20 protein-coding genes and 1 other RNA gene are annotated in these 19,033 nt (G+C 41.9%); 16 read left to right on the top strand and 5 right to left on the bottom strand.

The window, feature by feature from the left end:
* Positions 1 to 190: 190 nt before the first annotated feature.
* From VK097_RS11950 to nth, 5 genes are all read left to right on the top strand, one after another.
* A complete protein-coding gene (locus VK097_RS11950; RefSeq protein WP_324212033.1) occupies positions 191 to 733 on the top strand; it encodes a cell wall elongation regulator TseB-like domain-containing protein in 543 nt (180 codons plus the stop codon).
* A 13-nt stretch (positions 734 to 746) separates the two neighbouring features.
* Positions 747 to 1,931 (top strand): pyridoxal phosphate-dependent aminotransferase, encoded by a 1,185-nt coding sequence (locus tag VK097_RS11945; protein WP_324212032.1) that lies wholly within the window; start codon positions 747 to 749, stop codon positions 1,929 to 1,931.
* A 15-nt stretch (positions 1,932 to 1,946) separates the two neighbouring features.
* Positions 1,947 to 3,239, top strand: a complete 1,293-nt coding sequence (asnS, locus tag VK097_RS11940; RefSeq protein WP_324212031.1) for an asparagine--tRNA ligase — start codon at positions 1,947 to 1,949, stop codon at positions 3,237 to 3,239.
* Between the two features lie 101 nt (positions 3,240 to 3,340).
* Positions 3,341 to 4,018, top strand: a complete 678-nt coding sequence (locus VK097_RS11935) for a DnaD domain-containing protein (protein WP_324212030.1) — start codon at positions 3,341 to 3,343, stop codon at positions 4,016 to 4,018.
* A 3-nt stretch (positions 4,019 to 4,021) separates the two neighbouring features.
* Entirely contained in the window at positions 4,022 to 4,687 is a 666-nt protein-coding gene (gene nth, locus VK097_RS11930) for an endonuclease III (protein ID WP_324212029.1), read from the top strand.
* Positions 4,688 to 4,744: 57 nt separating this feature from the next.
* Here the strand turns inward: nth and VK097_RS11925 are convergent, their stop codons facing one another.
* Both VK097_RS11925 and recU read right to left on the bottom strand, forming a co-directional pair.
* Positions 4,745 to 7,597: a PBP1A family penicillin-binding protein gene (locus VK097_RS11925; RefSeq protein ID WP_324212028.1), complete on the bottom strand. Its 2,853-nt coding sequence runs from the start codon at positions 7,595 to 7,597 to the stop codon at positions 4,745 to 4,747.
* Positions 7,598 to 7,615: 18 nt separating this feature from the next.
* The gene (gene recU, locus VK097_RS11920; RefSeq protein WP_324212027.1) at positions 7,616 to 8,206 is read right to left on the bottom strand and encodes a Holliday junction resolvase RecU; all 591 of its coding nucleotides are present in this window, start codon (positions 8,204 to 8,206) and stop codon (positions 7,616 to 7,618) included.
* An 81-nt stretch (positions 8,207 to 8,287) separates the two neighbouring features.
* Between recU and VK097_RS11915 the strand changes: the two genes are divergently transcribed.
* The 9 genes from VK097_RS11915 (at position 8,288) to VK097_RS11875 (ending at position 15,103) form a co-directional block, all read left to right on the top strand.
* Complete coding sequence (locus VK097_RS11915) at positions 8,288 to 9,247, top strand: DUF2515 family protein (RefSeq protein WP_324212026.1); 960 nt, start codon at positions 8,288 to 8,290, stop codon at positions 9,245 to 9,247.
* Between the two features lie 293 nt (positions 9,248 to 9,540).
* Entirely contained in the window at positions 9,541 to 9,819 is a 279-nt protein-coding gene (locus VK097_RS11910) for a hypothetical protein (RefSeq protein WP_324212025.1), read from the top strand.
* A gap of 72 nt (positions 9,820 to 9,891) precedes the next feature.
* The gene (locus VK097_RS11905) at positions 9,892 to 10,245 is read left to right on the top strand and encodes a DUF1798 family protein (protein ID WP_324212024.1); all 354 of its coding nucleotides are present in this window, start codon (positions 9,892 to 9,894) and stop codon (positions 10,243 to 10,245) included.
* A gap of 226 nt (positions 10,246 to 10,471) precedes the next feature.
* A complete protein-coding gene (locus VK097_RS11900; protein ID WP_324212023.1) occupies positions 10,472 to 10,876 on the top strand; it encodes a cytidine deaminase in 405 nt (134 codons plus the stop codon).
* A 463-nt stretch (positions 10,877 to 11,339) separates the two neighbouring features.
* Entirely contained in the window at positions 11,340 to 11,642 is a 303-nt protein-coding gene (gene gpsB, locus VK097_RS11895; protein ID WP_324212022.1) for a cell division regulator GpsB, read from the top strand.
* A 63-nt stretch (positions 11,643 to 11,705) separates the two neighbouring features.
* Positions 11,706 to 12,093: RNase P RNA component class B (rnpB, locus tag VK097_RS11890), an RNA gene on the top strand.
* Between the two features lie 126 nt (positions 12,094 to 12,219).
* Positions 12,220 to 13,350 (top strand): THUMP domain-containing class I SAM-dependent RNA methyltransferase, encoded by a 1,131-nt coding sequence (locus VK097_RS11885; RefSeq protein WP_324212021.1) that lies wholly within the window; start codon positions 12,220 to 12,222, stop codon positions 13,348 to 13,350.
* A gap of 158 nt (positions 13,351 to 13,508) precedes the next feature.
* Positions 13,509 to 14,597 (top strand): type III polyketide synthase, encoded by a 1,089-nt coding sequence (locus VK097_RS11880; protein WP_324212020.1) that lies wholly within the window; start codon positions 13,509 to 13,511, stop codon positions 14,595 to 14,597.
* Positions 14,594 to 15,103, top strand: coding sequence for an isoprenylcysteine carboxyl methyltransferase family protein (locus tag VK097_RS11875; RefSeq protein WP_324212019.1), 510 nt, complete (start codon positions 14,594 to 14,596; stop codon positions 15,101 to 15,103). Before VK097_RS11880 ends, VK097_RS11875 begins: the two co-directional genes overlap by 4 nt.
* A gap of 26 nt (positions 15,104 to 15,129) precedes the next feature.
* Here VK097_RS11875 and VK097_RS11870 read toward each other — a convergent pair whose 3' ends face one another.
* Together VK097_RS11870 and VK097_RS11865 are read right to left on the bottom strand one after the other, a co-directional pair.
* Positions 15,130 to 15,510: a queuosine precursor transporter gene (locus VK097_RS11870; protein WP_324212018.1), complete on the bottom strand. Its 381-nt coding sequence runs from the start codon at positions 15,508 to 15,510 to the stop codon at positions 15,130 to 15,132.
* Positions 15,511 to 15,672: 162 nt separating this feature from the next.
* Complete coding sequence (locus VK097_RS11865) at positions 15,673 to 15,873, bottom strand: cold-shock protein (RefSeq protein WP_068442417.1); 201 nt, start codon at positions 15,871 to 15,873, stop codon at positions 15,673 to 15,675.
* Between the two features lie 334 nt (positions 15,874 to 16,207).
* On the opposite strand from VK097_RS11865, the gene VK097_RS11860 reads away from it, so the two are divergent.
* Both VK097_RS11860 and VK097_RS11855 read left to right on the top strand, forming a co-directional pair.
* On the top strand, positions 16,208 to 17,881 hold the full coding sequence (locus VK097_RS11860) for a formate--tetrahydrofolate ligase (protein WP_324212017.1): 1,674 nt from the start codon (positions 16,208 to 16,210) through the stop codon (positions 17,879 to 17,881).
* A complete protein-coding gene (locus tag VK097_RS11855; protein WP_324212016.1) occupies positions 17,881 to 18,480 on the top strand; it encodes an HD domain-containing protein in 600 nt (199 codons plus the stop codon). Before VK097_RS11860 ends, VK097_RS11855 begins: the two co-directional genes overlap by 1 nt.
* Before the next feature lie 50 nt (positions 18,481 to 18,530).
* Here VK097_RS11855 and VK097_RS11850 read toward each other — a convergent pair whose 3' ends face one another.
* Positions 18,531 to 18,896, bottom strand: a complete 366-nt coding sequence (locus tag VK097_RS11850; RefSeq protein ID WP_324212015.1) for a DUF2512 family protein — start codon at positions 18,894 to 18,896, stop codon at positions 18,531 to 18,533.
* Positions 18,897 to 19,033 lie beyond the last annotated feature (137 nt).

Below are 19,033 nucleotides of genomic sequence, written 5' to 3'. Positions count from 1 at the left end.
TAACACATTTGCCGCAATGCTTGTTATACTATATAATGTGGTTTGCTAATTTATTTTCAACGTTACTTATAGTGTTGGCATTGTCATCGGCAATATAAGTAGCAAAATATGATAAAATAAGCAGCATTTATAATCAAAGGATAATTAAGGGTTTTTAGAGCAGGATTTTACCAATAACAGGATGAGATAAATGAGGGACAAACGCTTATTACACTTGACATTACCCGGCTGGCTGAAATGGGGATTGGGCATCGTTCTTTTTCTGTCGGCTGCTTGTCTTGCTTTCGGCATTTATTTGTACCAGGCTGCTGAGAACAATCGAACAGCAAAGTTTGACCAAATTAAAACGCAATTGCTTGAGGAAACTAAGTTAAATTCAATCAGCAAGATCGAGCGGTTTCATGGAAAAAATGCGTTCTATACAGTTTACGGCAAAATAGAAGATGACAGCGATGTGATCCTCTTTTACCCGTTCGGCAAGAATGCCTCCGATATAATACGTGTTAATCAATCGAATATCATTGCAGAAGAAGAAATTAAAGCTGATTGGCGCAAACAGTGTGATGTTTGTACACTGTTTGATGTAAAGCCGGCCGTTATTTCGAGTGATGGCAATCAGCCGGCATGGGAAATTACGTATGAAAATGACGAAAATCAGTATGTGATGGAATATTTATCTTTTCAGGATGGATCAATCATTGAAGTGATTCGGTTCAACCAGTTATTTGATTAGGAAGGTGATAAAAATGGAATTGGCAAATCGGGTAAAAACATTAACGCCCTCATCAACATTAGCGATTACCGCAAAAGCAAAAGAGTTAAAAAGCCAAGGATATGATGTCATCGGACTTGGAGCAGGGGAACCTGACTTCAATACGCCGGAGTATATACTGAAGGCTGCCGAAGAAGCCATGCAAAATGGGTTTACCAAATATACGCCGTCCGGCGGTATTACGGAGCTTAAACAGGCAATTGCAAACAAATTCAGCCGTGATAACGGACTTACATACACAACTGAAGAAATCATCGTTACAACGGGTGCCAAGCATGCTTTATATACACTTTTCCAGGTTCTGTTAAATAAAGATGATGAGGTGATTGTGCCTGCTCCGTATTGGGTCAGCTATCCGGAACAGATTAAACTGGCTGAAGGAAAACCTGTTTTCATTAATGCAGCGGAACAAAATGAGTTCAAAATAACACCAGATCAGCTAGAAGCTGCCATAACTCCGAAAACAAAGGCAGTCATCATTAATTCACCGAGCAATCCAACAGGTATGATGTATAATCAGAAAGAACTGCAGGAGCTTGGCGACATTTGCTTGAAACATAATGTTTTAATCGTGTCTGATGAAATTTATGAGAAATTGATTTATACGAATGACAAGCATGTGTCGATGGCTGAAATTTCCAGCCAGCTGAAGGATCATACCGTTATTATTAACGGTGTATCCAAATCACATTCGATGACAGGATGGCGTATCGGGTATGCCGCAGGTCCGGCTGAAATTATTAAACCTATGACCAACCTGGCGTCACATTCAACATCCAATCCAACATCAATTGCTCAGTATGCAGCCTTGGCGGCATACAGTACTGATGAAGATCCAAACGCTGAAATGCGGGATATATTCAGTGAACGGCTTGAATTATTGTATGAATTGTTGACAGATATACCAGGCATTTCATGTGTCAAACCCAAAGGCGCCTTTTATGTATTCCCGAATGTACAGGAAGCTGTCAGTCAGAATGGCTTTGATACTGTTGATGCCTGGGTTAAGGAGTTGCTGGAGGAAGAAAAGGTTGCCCTGGTGCCGGGATCCGGGTTTGGATCTCCGGAAAACGTCCGATTATCCTATGCTGTATCAGCAGATTCACTAAAAGAAGCTGCAAAACGAATCAAACGTTTTATTTTAAACCATCAATCGTAGCTTGGAGGGTATATTTTGAAAACAACGATCTCACAAGTACCAGCATATGAAGGCAAAGAAGTGACAATTGGTGCATGGCTCGCCAATAAAAGATCAAGCGGTAAAATTGCCTTTTTGCAATTAAGGGACGGCACCGGTTTTATTCAAGGAGTTGTAGCCAAAAATGATGTGACAGAAGATGTGTTTCAGCTTGCAAAAAACATGACTCAGGAATCATCGATGTACATTACAGGAAAAATTGCAGAAGACACGAGATCTCCATTTGGCTATGAAATGCAGATAAGTAACATCGAGCTTATCCAGGAAGCAGTGGATTATCCGATAACACCGAAAGAACACGGCACAGAATTCCTGATGGACCATCGCCATTTATGGCTTCGCTCGAGCCGCCAGCATGCCATTATGAAAGTAAGAAATGAAATTATCCGGGCAACATATCAGTTTTTTAATGATCGGGGATACGTGAAAGTCGACCCGCCAATATTAACAGGGTCTTCTGCAGAAGGCACAACCGAACTTTTTCATACGCAGTACTTTGATGAAGAAGCCTATTTGTCCCAGAGCGGCCAGCTTTATATGGAAGCCGCTGCAATGGCTCTCGGTAAAGTATTTTCCTTTGGCCCGACATTCCGGGCTGAAAAGTCAAAAACGCGCCGGCATTTGATTGAATTTTGGATGATCGAACCTGAAATGGCTTTCGTTGATCATGAAGAAAGCCTGGAAATCCAGGAACAATATGTCAGTTTTGTTGTGCAGTCTGTTTTGGAAAATTGCCAGCTTGAACTCAACACACTCGGAAGGGACACATCAAAACTGGAGACTATCCAGGCACCTTTTCCCAGGATCAGCTATGATGATGCCATTAAATTATTAAAGGATAAAGGATTTACCGATATTGAATGGGGGGAAGATTTCGGTGCACCGCATGAGACGGCGATTGCCGAAAGCTTTGAGAAACCTGTTTTCATCACAAATTATCCGGCTGATATTAAAGCATTTTACATGAAGCCGCATCCTGAGCGGTCTGAAGTTGTGCTATGTGCAGACCTTATTGCGCCGGAAGGCTATGGGGAGGTTATCGGCGGTTCACAGCGTATTGATGATTTCAAACTTATGGAACAGCGTTATGAAGAGCATAACCTGACCGGCCCTGCCTATAAATGGTATCTGGAATTGCGTCAATATGGCAGTGTGCCGCACTCCGGTTTTGGATTAGGTCTTGAACGGACGGTTGCTTGGATTGCCGGGGTGGACCACGTCCGTGAAACAATTCCATTCCCAAGACTGCTGAATCGTTTGTATCCTTAATATAAGCTGGTTTTAGTTAACATCCCTTGCCAATCAAAAGCAAGGGATTTTAACATCTGTTACGGGCTGAAACATGCTATACTTAGAAATGAGGTATCCATATGACAAGATTCATTTCATTTCAGGATATTTTATTAAATCAGGTACAAGTCCCTGTTCAATTACTTGATAAATACAAAGCATTGGGACTTAATGAACAAGAAGTTATGGTCATTTTGCAGCTGCTTCGCTTTTTGCAGGAAAAAAATGATTTTCCAACACCAAATGACATAGCCAGTCATTTGACAATCAGCGAGAAAGAATGTGCGAATATTCTGCGCACTCTGATTCAGCGGGATTTTTTATCCATCGAACAATTAAAAAACGAAGCCAACCAGATTACCGAAGCCTACAGTCTTAATCCACTCTGGAAAAAGCTGTTTGCAGAAGAAACAGAACATCGGTCGGAAGGTGACGGCACACTTTTCATATTGTTTGAGCAGGAATTCGGCCGGCCGCTGTCGCCATTTGAAATTGAGATGATCAATACATGGCTGGATGAAGATAAACTTGCGCCTTCACTGATAAAAGCAGCTTTAAGGGAATCTGTTCTCATGGGAAAGCTTAACTTTAAATATATTGACCGTATTCTCCGCGAATGGCAAAAAAAAGGGATTCAAACGGTTGAACAGGCCCGCGATGCGAGTAAAGCTTTTCATGAAAATCAGGCAGCTAAAAAAGAATCTGCTCCTGGAAAACGGGACACATCCATTTATTATAACTGGCTGGAGGAGGAATAGCGGATGCTTAACAAATCACAGGTTCAGCACTGCCTGGATATCATGAAGGAAATGTATCCTGATGCAAAGTGTGAACTGAACCATGACAATCCTTTTGAACTCGTCATCGCTGTTTTATTGTCCGCTCAGTGTACGGATAACTTGGTCAATAAAGTAACCGCATCACTATTCAAAAAATATAAAACACCCGAAGATTTTCTGTCTGTACCGCTGGAGGAGCTACAGCAGGACATCAGATCAATTGGCCTTTATCGGAACAAAGCCAAAAATATTCGAAAGCTGTGCCAAATGCTGATTGATGATTACGGCGGGGAAGTTCCAAGAACGAAGCAGGAATTGATGAAGCTGGCCGGAGTAGGGCGGAAGACCGCTAATGTTGTAGCATCCGTTGCATTCAGAGAGCCGGCAATTGCTGTTGACACACATGTCGAACGTGTCGCCAAACGTCTGGCAATTTGCAGGTGGAAAGATTCCGTTTTAGAAGTGGAACAAACCTTGATGAAAAAAGTGCCCAAAGATGAGTGGGCTGATACACATCACCGAATGATTTTCTTTGGAAGATATCATTGCAAAGCCAGAAACCCGCAATGCCCGGAATGCCCGCTGCTGGATTTATGCCGGGAAGGGCAAAAGCGGATGAGAAAAGCATCTGCAGCCGGAGAAAAATAGGAAATGAAGAGAGGCAGCATCCAAAATTGGATAACTGCCTCTTCTTATTGGTTGTGGTTAACCTTGTTGATCTGCGGATTCGTTATTTTCCCCCTCACCACTTTGGGGGTTGTTATCATTTTGGTCAGCATTTCCGTTGCCATTTCCATTATTGCCATTGTTGCCTTGACCATTTCCATTGCTGTTGCCGTTATTGCCGCTATTACCGCTATTGCTGTTTCCGTCGTTTCCGCCGCCATCTTCAGACCCGCCGGAATCATTTGCCTCGGGGATGGTCACTTCTGTACTTGACTGTTCTCCTCTTACTCCCTGATTGGCACCATTTTTGCCAACAGGCGTAACAGCTATCGAATAGGTTTGACCTGGCTGAACGCCCTCACCCTCGATAACGATACCGGCTGAATCGACCGTTTGTGTCTGGAGCTGGCTGCCGCCTTGAGAAACAGCGACTTCAAATTGTGCAGGCGGACCATTATACTGCCAGGAAACGTCTATTGCCGAACCGGATGGGCTGGCACTGAGGCCATTGACTGCCGGAATGTTTCCTTCACTGTTTTCGTCTTCATTCTCCTCTTCATCTTCTTCGTCTCCTGGAACTTGAACAGTGGTTGTTGCAGGTTCGCTATTATTTGAATCCGTCGTGGCAACAACCTGAATTTCGTAAGTTGTGTCAGGCTCAACATTGGAAATTTCCATTGATGTGTCATCAGTGGATGAGAGACCTTGCATTTGGCCGCCATCGACACTTGCACTCACCTCGAAGGACGCATCTTCGCCTGAATCATAATCCCATTTGACTTGAATCGTATCCGACTCTTTATCATAATTTGCCTCCAGTCCATTTACCGGATCAAGCTGATCATATTGCTGCGATGTCTTAGATGGTTCATTTCCTTTTACAAACAGCTCGGTTACGATTTGAGATTCAGGTGTATAGTCACTTGGCAGTTTGGCAGGTCTTGATCCCTTTTCAACACCTACTTCCACAACAGAATCAGGCTTTGTGAAATCCGGTGTCTCAACATCTTTTGACAGTTCCGACATCGTGCTTTTATACAACGCGTGCGGAATTTTTGTATCCGGCAATGCTATGTTGTTGTTATTATAACCGGTCCAAACCGAAATCGTATAATTCGTTGTATATCCGCTGAACCACGAGTCCGGAGAACCCTCGATACCTTCTCGTGTAGTCGTTCCTGTTTTTCCGGCATCAGGCAGTCCGGGAACATTCGCCTGTGTGCCTGTACCTTCTGTAATCACAGTTTTCAGCATATCGGTTATCATGTATGCCGTCGACTCGGACATGGCTGTCTCAGGCTCCGGTTTTAAATCAACGGTTCTGCCGCTATCCGGGAGCTCCACTTTTGTGACAGCGTAAGGTTCGTTATAAACACCGCTATTTGCAAAGGCACGGTAGGCACCTGCAAGTTCAAGCGGATTAGTGCCTATACCTCCGCCGATCGCGTCTGTAAGCTGGATTTTACTGTCGCCAAATGAAATACCCAAACCTTCTGCAAATTGTTTAGCATTACTTGCACCAACTTCATCAAATGTTTTGACTGCCGGTACGTTCAGTGACTGCTGCAGTGCATACCGCATGGAAACCCAGCCATAGTACTGGTTGGCCCATGTATTAATCTGCTTATCACTTCCTGCAATGTCGTATGGACCGTCATCATTCAACTGGTGGTACGTCGACCATTGTTTATTTTCAATTGCGGGACCATAGTCAATAATAGGTTTGAAAGTTGACCCCGGCTGACGACTGATATCTGTTGCATAGTTCAAACCGTCATTTTCCATGCCCCCGCGAGCACCGCCGATTGCACGTATCGCACCGGTTTCTGTATCCAGTACAGTCATTCCCGCTTTCATCTTTGCTTCTTCACCATCCGGGCCGGTGACTGGTGCAGGATAGTTGATCGGACTGTCTTCGGAAAGCAAATGTTCAACGTGGTCCTGTGCATCGGTATCAATTGTCGTATAGACTTTTAATCCGTCAGTGTATATGTCAGCACCCTCAACTTTTTCTTCAACTTCTTTTCGGACCTGCTGCAGGAATGCCTGATATGGTGTCGGATCTGGTGTATCATCAGTGAGCAAGGAAGGGATATCAACTTGCCTTGCTTCTTCCGCTTCATTTTCGGAAATCTTTCCATTATTAACCATGAGGCTTAGAACAGTATTCATCCGGTCTTTTGTTAATTCAGGGTTTTTAAACGGATTATATCCAGATGGCCTTTGTGGTAGACCGGCGAGTATGGCAGCCTCGGGAAGTGTCAGCTCGCTCAGATCAGTTTTTCCGAAATAAAGCTCCGACGCTTTTCCGACGCCATATGCTCCATTTCCGTAATAAATTTTATTTAAATACATTTCCAGTATTTCCTCTTTGGAATATTCCCGTTCAAGTTGTAATGCCAGCCACATTTCCTGAACTTTAATACTGATTTTCTTTTCCGGTGACAGGAATGATTTTTCAACCAGCTGCTGGGTAATCGTACTCGCACCTTCAGAACCGAATCCATTCGTGACGTTAGCAACTAATGCACCGCCAACCCGCCATATATCAACACCTGGATGATCAAAAAACCGTGCATCCTCGGTTGAAAGGACAGCATCAATTAACACTTGCGGCAATTCTTCATATTCAACCTTGGTTCGTTTTTTAGATCCCAAGTTGGCAATCAGTTCACCATCTTTATCATATATTTGCGACGCATATGGCGTATCCAATTTAGATGCATCAATATCCGGTGCTGTGGCAATATAATAAGTGAACAATGCACCAATACCGATTCCTATAGCCAGTACAGCGATTGCGGTTATTAAGAATATTTTTTTCCAGAGCGGTTTTTTTGCAGCTTTTTTTTGCTTCCTTCTTGCTGTGCGAGATTGGCCGTTTGTTGCCATAACTCTTTTTCCTCCAATCTAAAAATAAAGCTGATCAATAATGGCTAAATAGTTAACCCTTGCCTGATAATTAAATGGAATTTTATATCCCGTTTTTTGTATCGTTTCATAAGGAATTGATTTTTTTCCATCGTTAAATTGCTGATCCCAGTATGGGAAAAAAACTTCTGCCGGTATATAGTATGTTTCATTATAGACGGAAAATCGTATAATTAAAAAACAAATACCTCCGTGTCTTATGACTCCTTTCATGTGTTCGATCTGATGTCCATGTATATTTGCCAGCGGAAACCTTGTTTTGTTTTTAGTTTCCTTTGCCTCGAAATCAATATATCTTGAGCGGTACACACCATTATAGTCAGTGGTGGAGGGCTGTTTAAAGTAACCCTCTGTTATGACGGCAGCACTTCTTTTTGGGTAGTGTACGTTTACAATCTGTACCGGTGTCGGCTTTTTATGAATAATTGCCTTATCAGTATTCCGATAAAATCCATTGGTGGCGTTAATATCTTCCTCCAGCGTCATGCCGCGGTTGCTGAATCCCATTGTGCGGTTTGCGCCGGATGCTCGTTGGACATTCTTGTTTTTTTGACCATTAGGGTAACGCATTATCCTCCCCCCAGTTTGTTACAGTATCATACCACAAAAATACAAAAATTGACTATATAACCTATAAAATGAGGTCATTACATGGGAAAACACAACTATATCCATTATATTATATCTGAAACAAAAGGGCACAATTTTGATAACGTTTCCCGGACAAAAGCCTATCAAAACTTTTATTCCGCTTTTCCCGAAATAAAATGGGCCTTGCTTGCCGGAGTCGTATCACGGAACGCAGGCTGGAATATGACCGATTTAGCCTTGCCGCCATTCCGGAAAATACTGTCTGACAATCAACGTAAACGATTGTTTATGACATACGAACGTGCTAACTGGCTCATATTTTCAGATGCCTATCCACAGCTGCTGATTTATAAACTTTCAACGCATTTAAATAAACCGATGTTTCATTTATTGCCTCGTCTTTATGTATCGCGGTTCATGCGGAAAGAATGGGCATACTTCTGGAAACACGGCGATAGAGAGCGTCTTATGACTTCGCTGATTATCAATGAGCAAAATGTTATCCATGATCCTGTCATTAAGCAGGATTTCTTTAAGAACCGGGTATTTTTACGTCCGCCTTACTTATTACAGGACATTTTGTTATTGAACGCCACTATTATACCAACCAAATCATCAACACTGTATGGAGCTTTCGTCCATGACTTTACGAATATCAGTAAACGAATTGCGCTCGGCAAGACGATTGCATCCATTTTGTTCCATCCCACCGTTTATGACGACGCGTATAAATTCGTCCGTACAGTTGAGCATACAGGCTCACGGCAGGATTATGAACGTTTCCTCGGCTTACAAACGGATAAGGCTCCTTGGCTGCGCACCATTTATCCGGTCATAACCCATCAGGATATCATTCGGAATGATTGGTATAAAAGAAGGGGGATAAAACGAAAATGGACGGATAATATTTTTCAAAACCCCGATCCAAGTATAAAAGATACATTTTATGGCAGACGCAAAATGCTTTACGGCTACTATCATTTAAAAAATATATTCACACGTAAAAAGGATTTGTTCTAAAACAAACCCTTTTTGAACATGCACTTTTAAGCCATTTTAAGTTGACGGACGGTTTGGGCCATCTAATTTTTTGCTTCGGTCCTGATTTGTTTTTTTCCGGTGATGCTTTTCGGTTTGATGCTGAGATGGTTTCTTAGCCATTATTAACTACCTCCTTCACCATTAGTCTGTCTGAACTTAAGCGAATATACACTTATTTTGCCGTTATTCTTCTAGTTTTGTCGACAGGGAAGGGAAGCAGCGATTTGTCCAGAAGTAAGTAATTAACAAATAATAATATGAGGATGAGCACAATGACGAAAACCATGAAAACCAGTTCAAAATTGAAAAAAAATCGTACGCAGGATTTTACAGATGCATTATCAGATATGACTGACCAGCTTCGTTTGCTCGATCAAAAAATCACTATGGCAGCTGATAACAGTATCCAGGAAGATTTCCAAAAACGGCAGCAGGAACTTTATCACGCAACCTACACAATAAATAAACTGGAGCAAAAACAACGAATCAGCCGAAAAAAGCTCGTTCCCGATCGTTTTACTCCTGAAAAATTGGAAAAAAGACTATCATAACGGGTGCTTTTTAACGAACCTGATGATAAAATAATCCTGTCAGATAAATTTTTGCAAAGGTCAGGGTAGTTTATGAATTTAATGCAAGAAACCGAACAGCTCAAGGAGCATCTTAAACGATTAAAAAATATATATGAAGAAAATAATCCTCCTGAAAGTAAAAAAGATAAGCAGTTTTTTCTAATGGTCAAGGAACGTACAGAACCTGTTTATGAACTGTTGGAAAAATGGGAAGAAAAAGCACTTAAAGCTGTCAAAGAGCGAAAAGTCAATCTTCATCCGCAGCAGGTTACCTCAACAAGGGAAAATATGGAACTGCTTTTGCTGAATAGCTATTATGTTGATGTAAAGCGGAAACGGTATATGGAATTAAATCATTCCGTACTTTTTATTTTTGATCAGTTGTTATATGAACTTGACGAATAAAACGCTTTACAAAGATAGGGTTTTCGATTACAATAAATTTCCATCTAAGAGGTTGTTCAAAAAGTCCGATAAAAATAGCGCTTCGAATTTCTTTGTTGGCTTGCTTTTCCGCTACTCGTGTATTTAAATGCATACACTACGTTGCTCAAAGCTTCACCGCCTCGAACTTCCTGGTCCTTTTTATCCTTCTTTTTGAACACGCACTTTAAATTAGAGGGGGATAAATATGAGTAATCAGGATTTGCTTAAAGAAGCAATAACGATTAAAAACAAAGCATACGTGCCATATTCCAAATTCCCTGTAGGTGCAGCATTATTGGGTCGTTCAGGAGAAGTTTACACAGGATGCAATATCGAAAATGCTGCCTACCCGGTCAGCTGCTGTGCAGAACGGGTGGCAATTTTTAAAGCAATTGCTGATGGTGTATACGATTTTTCTGAAATGGCCGTTGCGGCTGATACCGAACGCCCCATACCACCATGCGGTTCCTGCCGGCAGGTGATGAGTGAGTTTTTCGAAAGCAGCATGAAAATTCATCTATCCAATATCCATGAGCAGACCAAAACGTTAACAATGGACGAACTGCTGCCATTTTCCTTCCAGTCGGAAGATATGAGTGAGAGAGGCTGATAAAGTGAAACTTCAATCAGCGGAACGATACTCCGCTGATTGTTAGTTGAACCGAATCGGGCATTTACTGGCAGTTGATCCCTCAAGAGGGGACCTTACTGCCAGTTACATGCGGGATAAAATCAGCTTCTTTTTTGCACTTTGATCAGCTCTGTTGATGTCAGTTCCGCACGCTTGTTTTCTACTCATCAGTTCATCCTTCGCTGCCTGCGGTGTCTTGTACTGTCTCGCCTTCCCGCAGGAGTCCGGCACCTTGCATTTTCTTAATACCGGTTTTACTTCAACAGAGCGTTTAACAACATTATTCATTAAATCCAATAAGACAACTGTCAGGAATCATGTTATACTATCAACAAAAGAAAAATGGTACATATCGAAAAAGAATAAAAATACACATGTGAATGGACATGCTTTTTTCTTCGTTTGAAACGACTAAGCAAAGAAAAATTCGAGGTGACTGAAGATGAATACAAACCGGATTCAACTTACAGGAAAAGACATACTTGAGCAGGAATTTAAAACTGGTATGCGGGGTTATAACCAGGAAGAGGTCGATGAGTATCTTGATACAATTATTCAGGATTATGAAGCCTTCCAACAGGAAATCGAAAAATTGAGGCAGGAAAATGAACGGCTAAGGAAGCAATCCGATCAAACAAGGAGCCGTCAATCCGCACCGAATCATCAGGTGAATTATGATATTTTAAAACGCGTATCCAACCTTGAAAAAGCTGTATTCGGCAACAAATATGCTGATTCTGAGTAATGTTTTATATTACCAGTGAACTCATTTTTGAAATATGGTATAATTAGTTTAGAATCTAATTGAATACTTGCGTAATCGCTGTATATGCTTTATATGCAGAGGAAAGTCCATGCTCACACAGGCTGCGACGCCTGTAGTGTTCGTGCTTGGCAAAACCATAAGTCAAGGTAGCGACAAACGTTAACGGCAGTGGGACATCCTAACTTGAAAGACATGGATCAGTACACTTGAAAGTGCCACAGTGACGCAGTCGGATTGGAAACAGTCCGAATGGAACGCGGTAAACCCCACGAGTGAGCAACCCAAAAATAGGTAGGGGCACCCTTGATTAGGAAAATGAACCGAAAAAGGGACGAGCATTCACGTAAAATGTTCGTAGATAGATGATTACGACCGCTGTACAAGGCTGACCACCGCATAAGTACAACGGAACAGAACATGGCTTATCAAGTATTCAATGGTCTCCAATAATATGTTAACTCGAAACCTTTCTGATGCCGTCAGGAAGGTTTTTTAATTGTCTGCCTGATGTGGTAAACTGGTACTGATTCAATTCAGAAAATGAAAGGAAATACATATGTCCAATAAGGTTACGTTAATTGCAACAGCTGCAATGGGATTGGAATCAATTGTAGCCAAGGAGGTAAGACAACTTGGTTACGACGTGAACGTTGAAAATGGAAAAGTTATTTTTAATGCACCTGTATCAGCTATCCCGCGCTGCAATTTATGGCTGCGAACCGCTGACCGTATCAAATTGCAGGTTGGACAATTTAAGGCCGTTACTTTCGATGAATTATTTGAAGCTACTAAGGCATTGCCGTGGGAAAATATTATTACGGAAAAGGGAAAATTTCCTGTTTCTGGAAAATCTGTAAAATCTTCCTTACATAGCGTTCCAGACTGTCAGGCTATAGTGAAAAAGGCAATTGCCGAGCGTTTAAAATTAAAATATGGTGTTGCAGGAAAAATGCCTGAAACCGATGCAATGTATAAAATTGAAGCTTCTATTCACAAAAATCAAGCCACATTAACGATTGATACATCCGGATCAGGTTTGCATAAACGCGGCTATCGTGCTGGACAGGGGGATGCACCATTAAAAGAAACTATGGCTGCTGCACTGATTCTGCTGACTAACTGGAAACCTGATCATCCGCTAGTGGACCCTTTCTGCGGCTCCGGAACTATTCCGATTGAAGCTGCGTTAATCGGTCAGAATATCGCTCCAGGCTTCAATCGTGAATTCGCCTCTGAAAATTGGGAATGGATTGAAAACCGGTATTGGGAGGAGGCGTTTGAGGAAGCGGAGGATAAAGCGGACTACGATCAGGAACTTGATATTACGGGATCGGATATTGATCACAAGATGATTGATGTTTCAAAGGATAACGCAACGGAAGCAGGACTGGGCGATTTGATTTCCTGGAAACAAATGAAAGTCAGCGATCTGTTTATCCGAAAAGAAAATGGTTATTTAATCGGGAATCCTCCTTATGGACAGCGCATAGGTGATCAGGACGATGCAGCAGTGATATATCAGGACCTGGGAAAGGTCATGAAAGAGCACCCATCATGGAGTATCTATATATTAACGGCCTTTGAACAATTTGAACAGAAGTATGGAAAAACTGCCACCAAGAAACGAAAGCTTTTTAATGGGTTTATACAGACCAACTATTATCAGTATTTTGGAAAGAGACAATAGGGGAATATTGAATACAGACCAGGGGACATACCCTGGTTTTTTGCTTGCAGGTCGCCATTTCCGGAGTGAGCACATTTGCTTTTTAAAATAATGTCATATTTTTAGCGGGTAACAGCCAAACTAAATGCAAATGGAAAGATTGAGAAGGTGAGTAACGATTGATCGCTTCAGTAGGGATGGGAATTCCGCCAAATGAAATAACTCAACCGAAAGTAAAATCCCTGGTCTGGGAACTATTTGATAGGGCAGATACAAAATTAATCCAGCGCCTCATGCCGGTTTTCGATCATGCGCTGATTGACAAAAGGCAGTTCGCAGTTGAATCAGACTGGTTTAAGGAAAACCACACCTTCCAGGAGAAAAATAACTTATACCATGAATTGGCCATTAAGCATTCTTTGGAGGCAATCGATGGTTGCTTATCAAATGAAAAATTTCTTAAGAGACCTGTTCCATATGAAGCGGTTGACATGATTATTTTCGTGTCAAGTACAGGCGTTGCAACGCCATCACTTGATACATACATTATGAGCAAACGTTCATTCCGGGAAAACACAGCTCGTATGCCGCTTTGGGGACTAGGTTGTGCAGGCGGAGCAATCGGTCTGTCGCGTGCTTTTGATTGGATCATGGCACACCCTGATAAAAATGTGCTCGTGGTATGTTGTGAGCTGTGCAGTCTGACGTTTCAAAAAGCTGACTATAACAAGAGCAATATTGTTGGTACGGCTCTGTTCGGGGATGGGGCAGGGGCTGCGTTGTTAATCGGTGATAAATCACCGTATTTACCATACAGTAAACGTACCAAGCCCCGAATTGCAGATACCAGCTCTGCTACCAGGAAAAGCAGTCATTCAGTAATGGGATGGGAGATTACAAACAGGGGGCTGGAAGTCGTATTTTCCAAAAGCATACCGGCGCTTGTAAGCTCTTTTTGGAAGCACCATATCAGTAAATTTTTGAATGATATCGAGATCGAGAGTCAGGATGTTCATTCTTACATCGCTCACCCTGGAGGCAGGAAAGTGCTTGAAGCGATGGGGGAGATTTTACAGATTCCGCAGACAAAAGTAAGACATTCCTATAATGTACTTCGGAATCATGGGAATATGTCTTCGGCTACGGTTTTGTACATATTGCACGAATGGATGCAGGATGACATAACACCTGGAGCAAATAGTATTCTATCAGCTTTGGGACCGGGATTCAGTTCAGAATTACTGTTATTGGAGTGGCACGAATCATGACAACTTGGATGTGGTTTTTTATTCTGGCGGTTATTATACAACGCCTGACAGAACTATCGATTGCCAAAAGTAACGAAAAATGGATGAAAAGCATGGGAGGCATTGAAAAAGGGGAGAAACACTATAAATGGTTTATCATACTTCATTGCTGTTTTTTTATTGCTATTATGACAGAGACCTCACTTAATAAACATGTCCTTGCCGATATAAATTATTTTCTCTTGCTGATGTTTTTGGCTGCACAAGCAGGAAGAATCTGGTGCATTCAGACGTTGGGAAAATTTTGGAACACAAAGGTGATTGTGCTTCCCGGTGTTATCGTAATCAAAAAAGGGCCTTATAAATATGTGAAACATCCCAATTACATCATCGTAGCCGTTGAATTGTTTGTCATTCCGATGCTTGTAGGTGCACAACTGACAGCGGTACTATTTCCGTTTTTGCATCTCTTATTATTAAGGATCAGAATACCACGCGAAGAAAAAGCATTAACCAAAGCAACATAAAAATAACCAGGTTTCGCTGACAGCAGCTAGCCCTGGTTTTTCATATTTGCAGCCATATACATAAATGGTGTGTCAACAAGTGCAACGATAAATTTGATCATATACGTTGTCATAAGAATTTCCAACCAGACAGAAAAAAGGTATTCACCGAAAAATGCGATCGAACAAAAGACAATGGAATCCAGCAGCTGACTGATAGCTGTGCTGCCGTTGTTGCGGATCCATAGAAACTTATCAGATGGGAATAAACTGCGAGTTTTATTATAAATCCATACGTCAAAATATTGGCTGATGATGTATGCAGCCAAACTTCCTAAAGCAACCCTGGGAATCACTTCAAACAATGTTGCAAGCGCCCCATGTGCAAAATCATCAGGACCCGACCGAAACTGAAGGGCAATCTGCATCATGATAATCATGGGGATTACGTTGAAACACCCAGCCACACAGCATTTTTGGCATCACGCTTATATACGCTGATGCTTTCTGAAAGGCAATCGACTTTTTCCAGGATCAAAAAAGCGGTAACCCTTATCAGATTACCGCTTTGTATATATGGTTCAAATCGTTTATTGTTTTACAACATTTGCAGCTTGCGGACCGCGATCGCCTTCCACAATGTCAAATGTTACATTCTGACCCTCTTCAAGTGTTTTGAATCCTTCTTCCTGGATAGCGGAATAATGAACGAAAACATCATTTCCTTCTTCCACTTGAATGAAGCCATAGCCTTTTTCCGCATTAAACCATTTTACTACGCCATTTTCCATTGTAAATAATCCTCCTAAAAACTTTCACGTAAAACGTGTTAATACAAAGCAGACAAACAGAATTAAAAAACAGCTTCCTGCAGAAGTGTTGGATCACTATTGCATCCACTTCCATAGAAGCTGCTTGTCATTAATGATTCCATACATCTTCTTTGCTTGTGTCCAATATAGCTTATTTTAAGCCTTCAGTCAAGAAAATACCTATTTTCATCTGTTTTTTTTATTATACCGAAAGATAACAGGAAAATCATGAAATCGCTACCAAAAAAGTCTGTAAAAAACTCAATAGTTAAGTTAAACTGGAAATAAATTGATTGCGAAAGGAGCATTTCACATGAAAACTGATATCGAAATTGCGCAGGAAGCTGATTTAAGCTCTATTGAGGAGATAGCAGGCAAACTGGGTCTGGAGCGGGCCGATTGGGAGCCATACGGTCATACAAAAGCAAAACTCTCCAATACTTTAATGAAAAAGCTGGATGATAAACAGAACGGAAAAGTTATTTTGGTGACATCCATCAATCCGACACCAGCCGGAGAAGGCAAATCCACTGTAACAGTTGGATTGGGACAGGCACTTGATAAAATCGGCAAGAATGCGATGATTGCCCTCCGTGAACCATCATTAGGTCCTGTTATGGGAATGAAAGGCGGTGCAGCAGGCGGGGGATTCTCACAAGTGCTCCCGATGGAAGATATAAACCTGCATTTCACGGGTGATCTCCATGCCATTACCAGTGCCAACAATGCGTTATCAGCCATGATCGATAATCATATTCACCGGGGTAATGAATTGAATATAGATCCACGCCGTATCGAATGGAAGCGGGTTATGGATATGAACGACCGTGTGTTAAGACAGATTGTTGTAGGACTCGGCGGGCCATTGCGCGGTATACCAAGGGAAGATGGTTTTAATATTACCGTTGCTTCGGAAATAATGGCCATCCTATGCCTGGCAACAAGCCTGGGGGATCTAAAATCACGAATATCAGAGATTGTGGTTGGCTATACATATGAAGAAGAGCCTGTAACGGTTAAGGAGCTGAAAGCAGAGGGGGCGCTTGCGCTCTTGCTAAAAGACGCAATGAAACCAAACCTTGTCCAGACAACCGAAAACACACCGGCGATTATTCATGGCGGACCATTTGCCAATATTGCCCATGGATGCAACAGTATTATGGCAACAAAAACGGCTGCGAAACTGAGTGATTATGTTGTAACCGAAGCAGGTTTCGGGGCTGATCTTGGTGCTGAAAAGTTTTTGGATATTAAAACACGTGCAGGTGAATTTAGTACGGATGCAGTTGTCATCGTCGCAACTGTACGCGCTTTAAAAATGCACGGTGGAGTCGATCGGGATAATCTTAAAACAGAAAACGTGGAAGCATTAAAAACAGGGATGAAAAACCTGAAAAAACATATCGAAACAATTGAAACATTTGGACTGCCATTTGTCGTTGCCATTAATAAATTTCCGACTGATACGGAGGCAGAAACTGATTTTATTAAAACATGGTGTGAGTCCAAAAACGTTGATGTTGCCTTAACCGATGTATATGCAAATGGCGGTGCGGGCGGAACAGAACTTGCCGAAAAAATTACAGATAAAGCGGACACAGCCGATCGGCATTCATTTCATTACGTATACGATTTGGATGACTCCCTTGAAACAAAAATCAGGAAAATAGCGCAAAAGGTCTATGGTGCCGCTGATATAGAACTGTCACCTAAAGCAATGAAACAGCTTGCCTTTTATGAACAGCAGGGATGGGGAAAACTTCCGGTATGTATGGCGAAAACACAGTATTCATTGTCAGACGATCCAGCTCTCGTTGGAAGACCCGAGAATTTCACAGTAGCAATAAGAGAGTTAAGGCCATCGGTCGGCGCAGGATTCATCGTTGTATTGACCGGCAACATGATGACCATGCCAGGATTGCCTGCAAAACCTGCAGCACTCAATATGGATGTAGATCAAAATGGAAAAGTAACGGGGCTTTTCTAATGACTGCAATCGACAAGACAGTAGCAATCCGTGATTATGTATATACCATATTTAATGATGATGTCACAGGGCATGATTTCGCCCATATGAAACGCGTAGCCTTTATGGCAAGGTATTTAGCAGAACAGGAACAGGCTGATCCGTTCATTTGTGAGTCGGCTGGCTGGGTTCATGATATCGGGGACCGAAAGTTGTTTATCAATCCTGATAAGGCTGTAAATGAGCTTGATGACTTTTTACATTCCACTGGATGTACGACCAATGAAATCAGCAAAATATGGGAAGCTGTGGAAGACGTCTCGTTCAGCAAGGGTAGCGTGCCAGCTTCATTGGAAGGGAAAATCGTTCAGGATGCAGACAGACTGGATGCAATTGGCGCCGTTGGCATTGCACGGACGTTTGCATATGGGGCGGCAAACGGCCAGCTGCTCTGGCATGATCATGAGAGAAGTCGGCAAGAGACATCCATTCAGCATTTTTATGATAAATTATTATGCCTGAAAGACTCAATGAATACAGCTGCCGCTGCCCAAACAGCTGTAGAACGCCACCAGTTTATGGAGATATATTTGAACCAGTTTTTCAAGGAATGGCAATAACCTGCAATCAAAATCGGGCAGAAGTGTCAGCGACCTTCTGCCCGGAACAATTACTCACGTACAACTTCTTCATTTTCCACTCTGCCGTTATCCAGCAGCCAGTTATGCTGGAATATTTCAGTAACTGCCAATAAGGCTCCTGTCAGAACTGCACCAAAGAAGGTAACAGCTGTATCAGCAAGAAGCATCGCACCAAAATATATGATTAGGGTACTGGCTGCAAAATCCATACCGACACTCGCCCAATTTGTTTCTTCCCGTAACATTGCTCTTTCCATAAAATAACCGACAAATGCTAACACAACACCGAGAAGGATTGGCTGATACCAGTAACCGAAATCAACATTTGGAAAAATCCATGAGGCAACGTAAATTCCGATAGGGCATATGAGTAATTTTACGATTAATCCTGTCATTTAACATCCCACCTTTATCGATATGATATAGGTAGCGTGTGCGATCATGATGAAACTTATTCATTCCCTCTCTAAACTTACGATTGTGTTACGATAAATAAATTTGCCGTGATATAAGCTTTTATATTAAGATTAGG

Origin of the sequence: Lentibacillus sp. (assembly GCF_035301675.1) — a bacterium.
Taxonomy (GTDB): Bacteria; Bacillota; Bacilli; order Bacillales; family Amphibacillaceae; genus Lentibacillus.
Note: the sequence above shows the minus strand (reverse complement) of the source record. Positions and strands in the feature narration are given on the sequence as shown.

Bases quoted from the DNA above. Each gene is read 5' to 3' on its own strand.
- VK097_RS11950 (WP_324212033.1), top strand. From the start codon at position 191: ATGAGGGACAAACGCTTATTACACTTGACATTACCCGGCTGGCTGAAA.
- VK097_RS11945 (WP_324212032.1), top strand. From the start codon at position 747: ATGGAATTGGCAAATCGGGTAAAAACATTAACGCCCTCATCAACATTA.
- VK097_RS11935 (WP_324212030.1), top strand. From the start codon at position 3,341: ATGACAAGATTCATTTCATTTCAGGATATTTTATTAAATCAGGTACAA.
- nth (WP_324212029.1), top strand. From the start codon at position 4,022: ATGCTTAACAAATCACAGGTTCAGCACTGCCTGGATATCATGAAGGAA.
- VK097_RS11925 (WP_324212028.1), bottom strand. From the start codon at position 7,597: ATGGCAACAAACGGCCAATCTCGCACAGCAAGAAGGAAGCAAAAAAAA.
- recU (WP_324212027.1), bottom strand. From the start codon at position 8,206: ATGCGTTACCCTAATGGTCAAAAAAACAAGAATGTCCAACGAGCATCC.
- VK097_RS11915 (WP_324212026.1), top strand. From the start codon at position 8,288: ATGGGAAAACACAACTATATCCATTATATTATATCTGAAACAAAAGGG.
- VK097_RS11910 (WP_324212025.1), top strand. From the start codon at position 9,541: ATGACGAAAACCATGAAAACCAGTTCAAAATTGAAAAAAAATCGTACG.
- VK097_RS11905 (WP_324212024.1), top strand. From the start codon at position 9,892: ATGAATTTAATGCAAGAAACCGAACAGCTCAAGGAGCATCTTAAACGA.
- VK097_RS11900 (WP_324212023.1), top strand. From the start codon at position 10,472: ATGAGTAATCAGGATTTGCTTAAAGAAGCAATAACGATTAAAAACAAA.
- gpsB (WP_324212022.1), top strand. From the start codon at position 11,340: ATGAATACAAACCGGATTCAACTTACAGGAAAAGACATACTTGAGCAG.
- VK097_RS11885 (WP_324212021.1), top strand. From the start codon at position 12,220: ATGTCCAATAAGGTTACGTTAATTGCAACAGCTGCAATGGGATTGGAA.
- VK097_RS11875 (WP_324212019.1), top strand. From the start codon at position 14,594: ATGACAACTTGGATGTGGTTTTTTATTCTGGCGGTTATTATACAACGC.
- VK097_RS11870 (WP_324212018.1), bottom strand. From the start codon at position 15,510: ATGCAGATTGCCCTTCAGTTTCGGTCGGGTCCTGATGATTTTGCACAT.
- VK097_RS11865 (WP_068442417.1), bottom strand. From the start codon at position 15,873: ATGGAAAATGGCGTAGTAAAATGGTTTAATGCGGAAAAAGGCTATGGC.
- VK097_RS11860 (WP_324212017.1), top strand. From the start codon at position 16,208: ATGAAAACTGATATCGAAATTGCGCAGGAAGCTGATTTAAGCTCTATT.
- VK097_RS11855 (WP_324212016.1), top strand. From the start codon at position 17,881: ATGACTGCAATCGACAAGACAGTAGCAATCCGTGATTATGTATATACC.
- VK097_RS11850 (WP_324212015.1), bottom strand. From the start codon at position 18,896: ATGACAGGATTAATCGTAAAATTACTCATATGCCCTATCGGAATTTAC.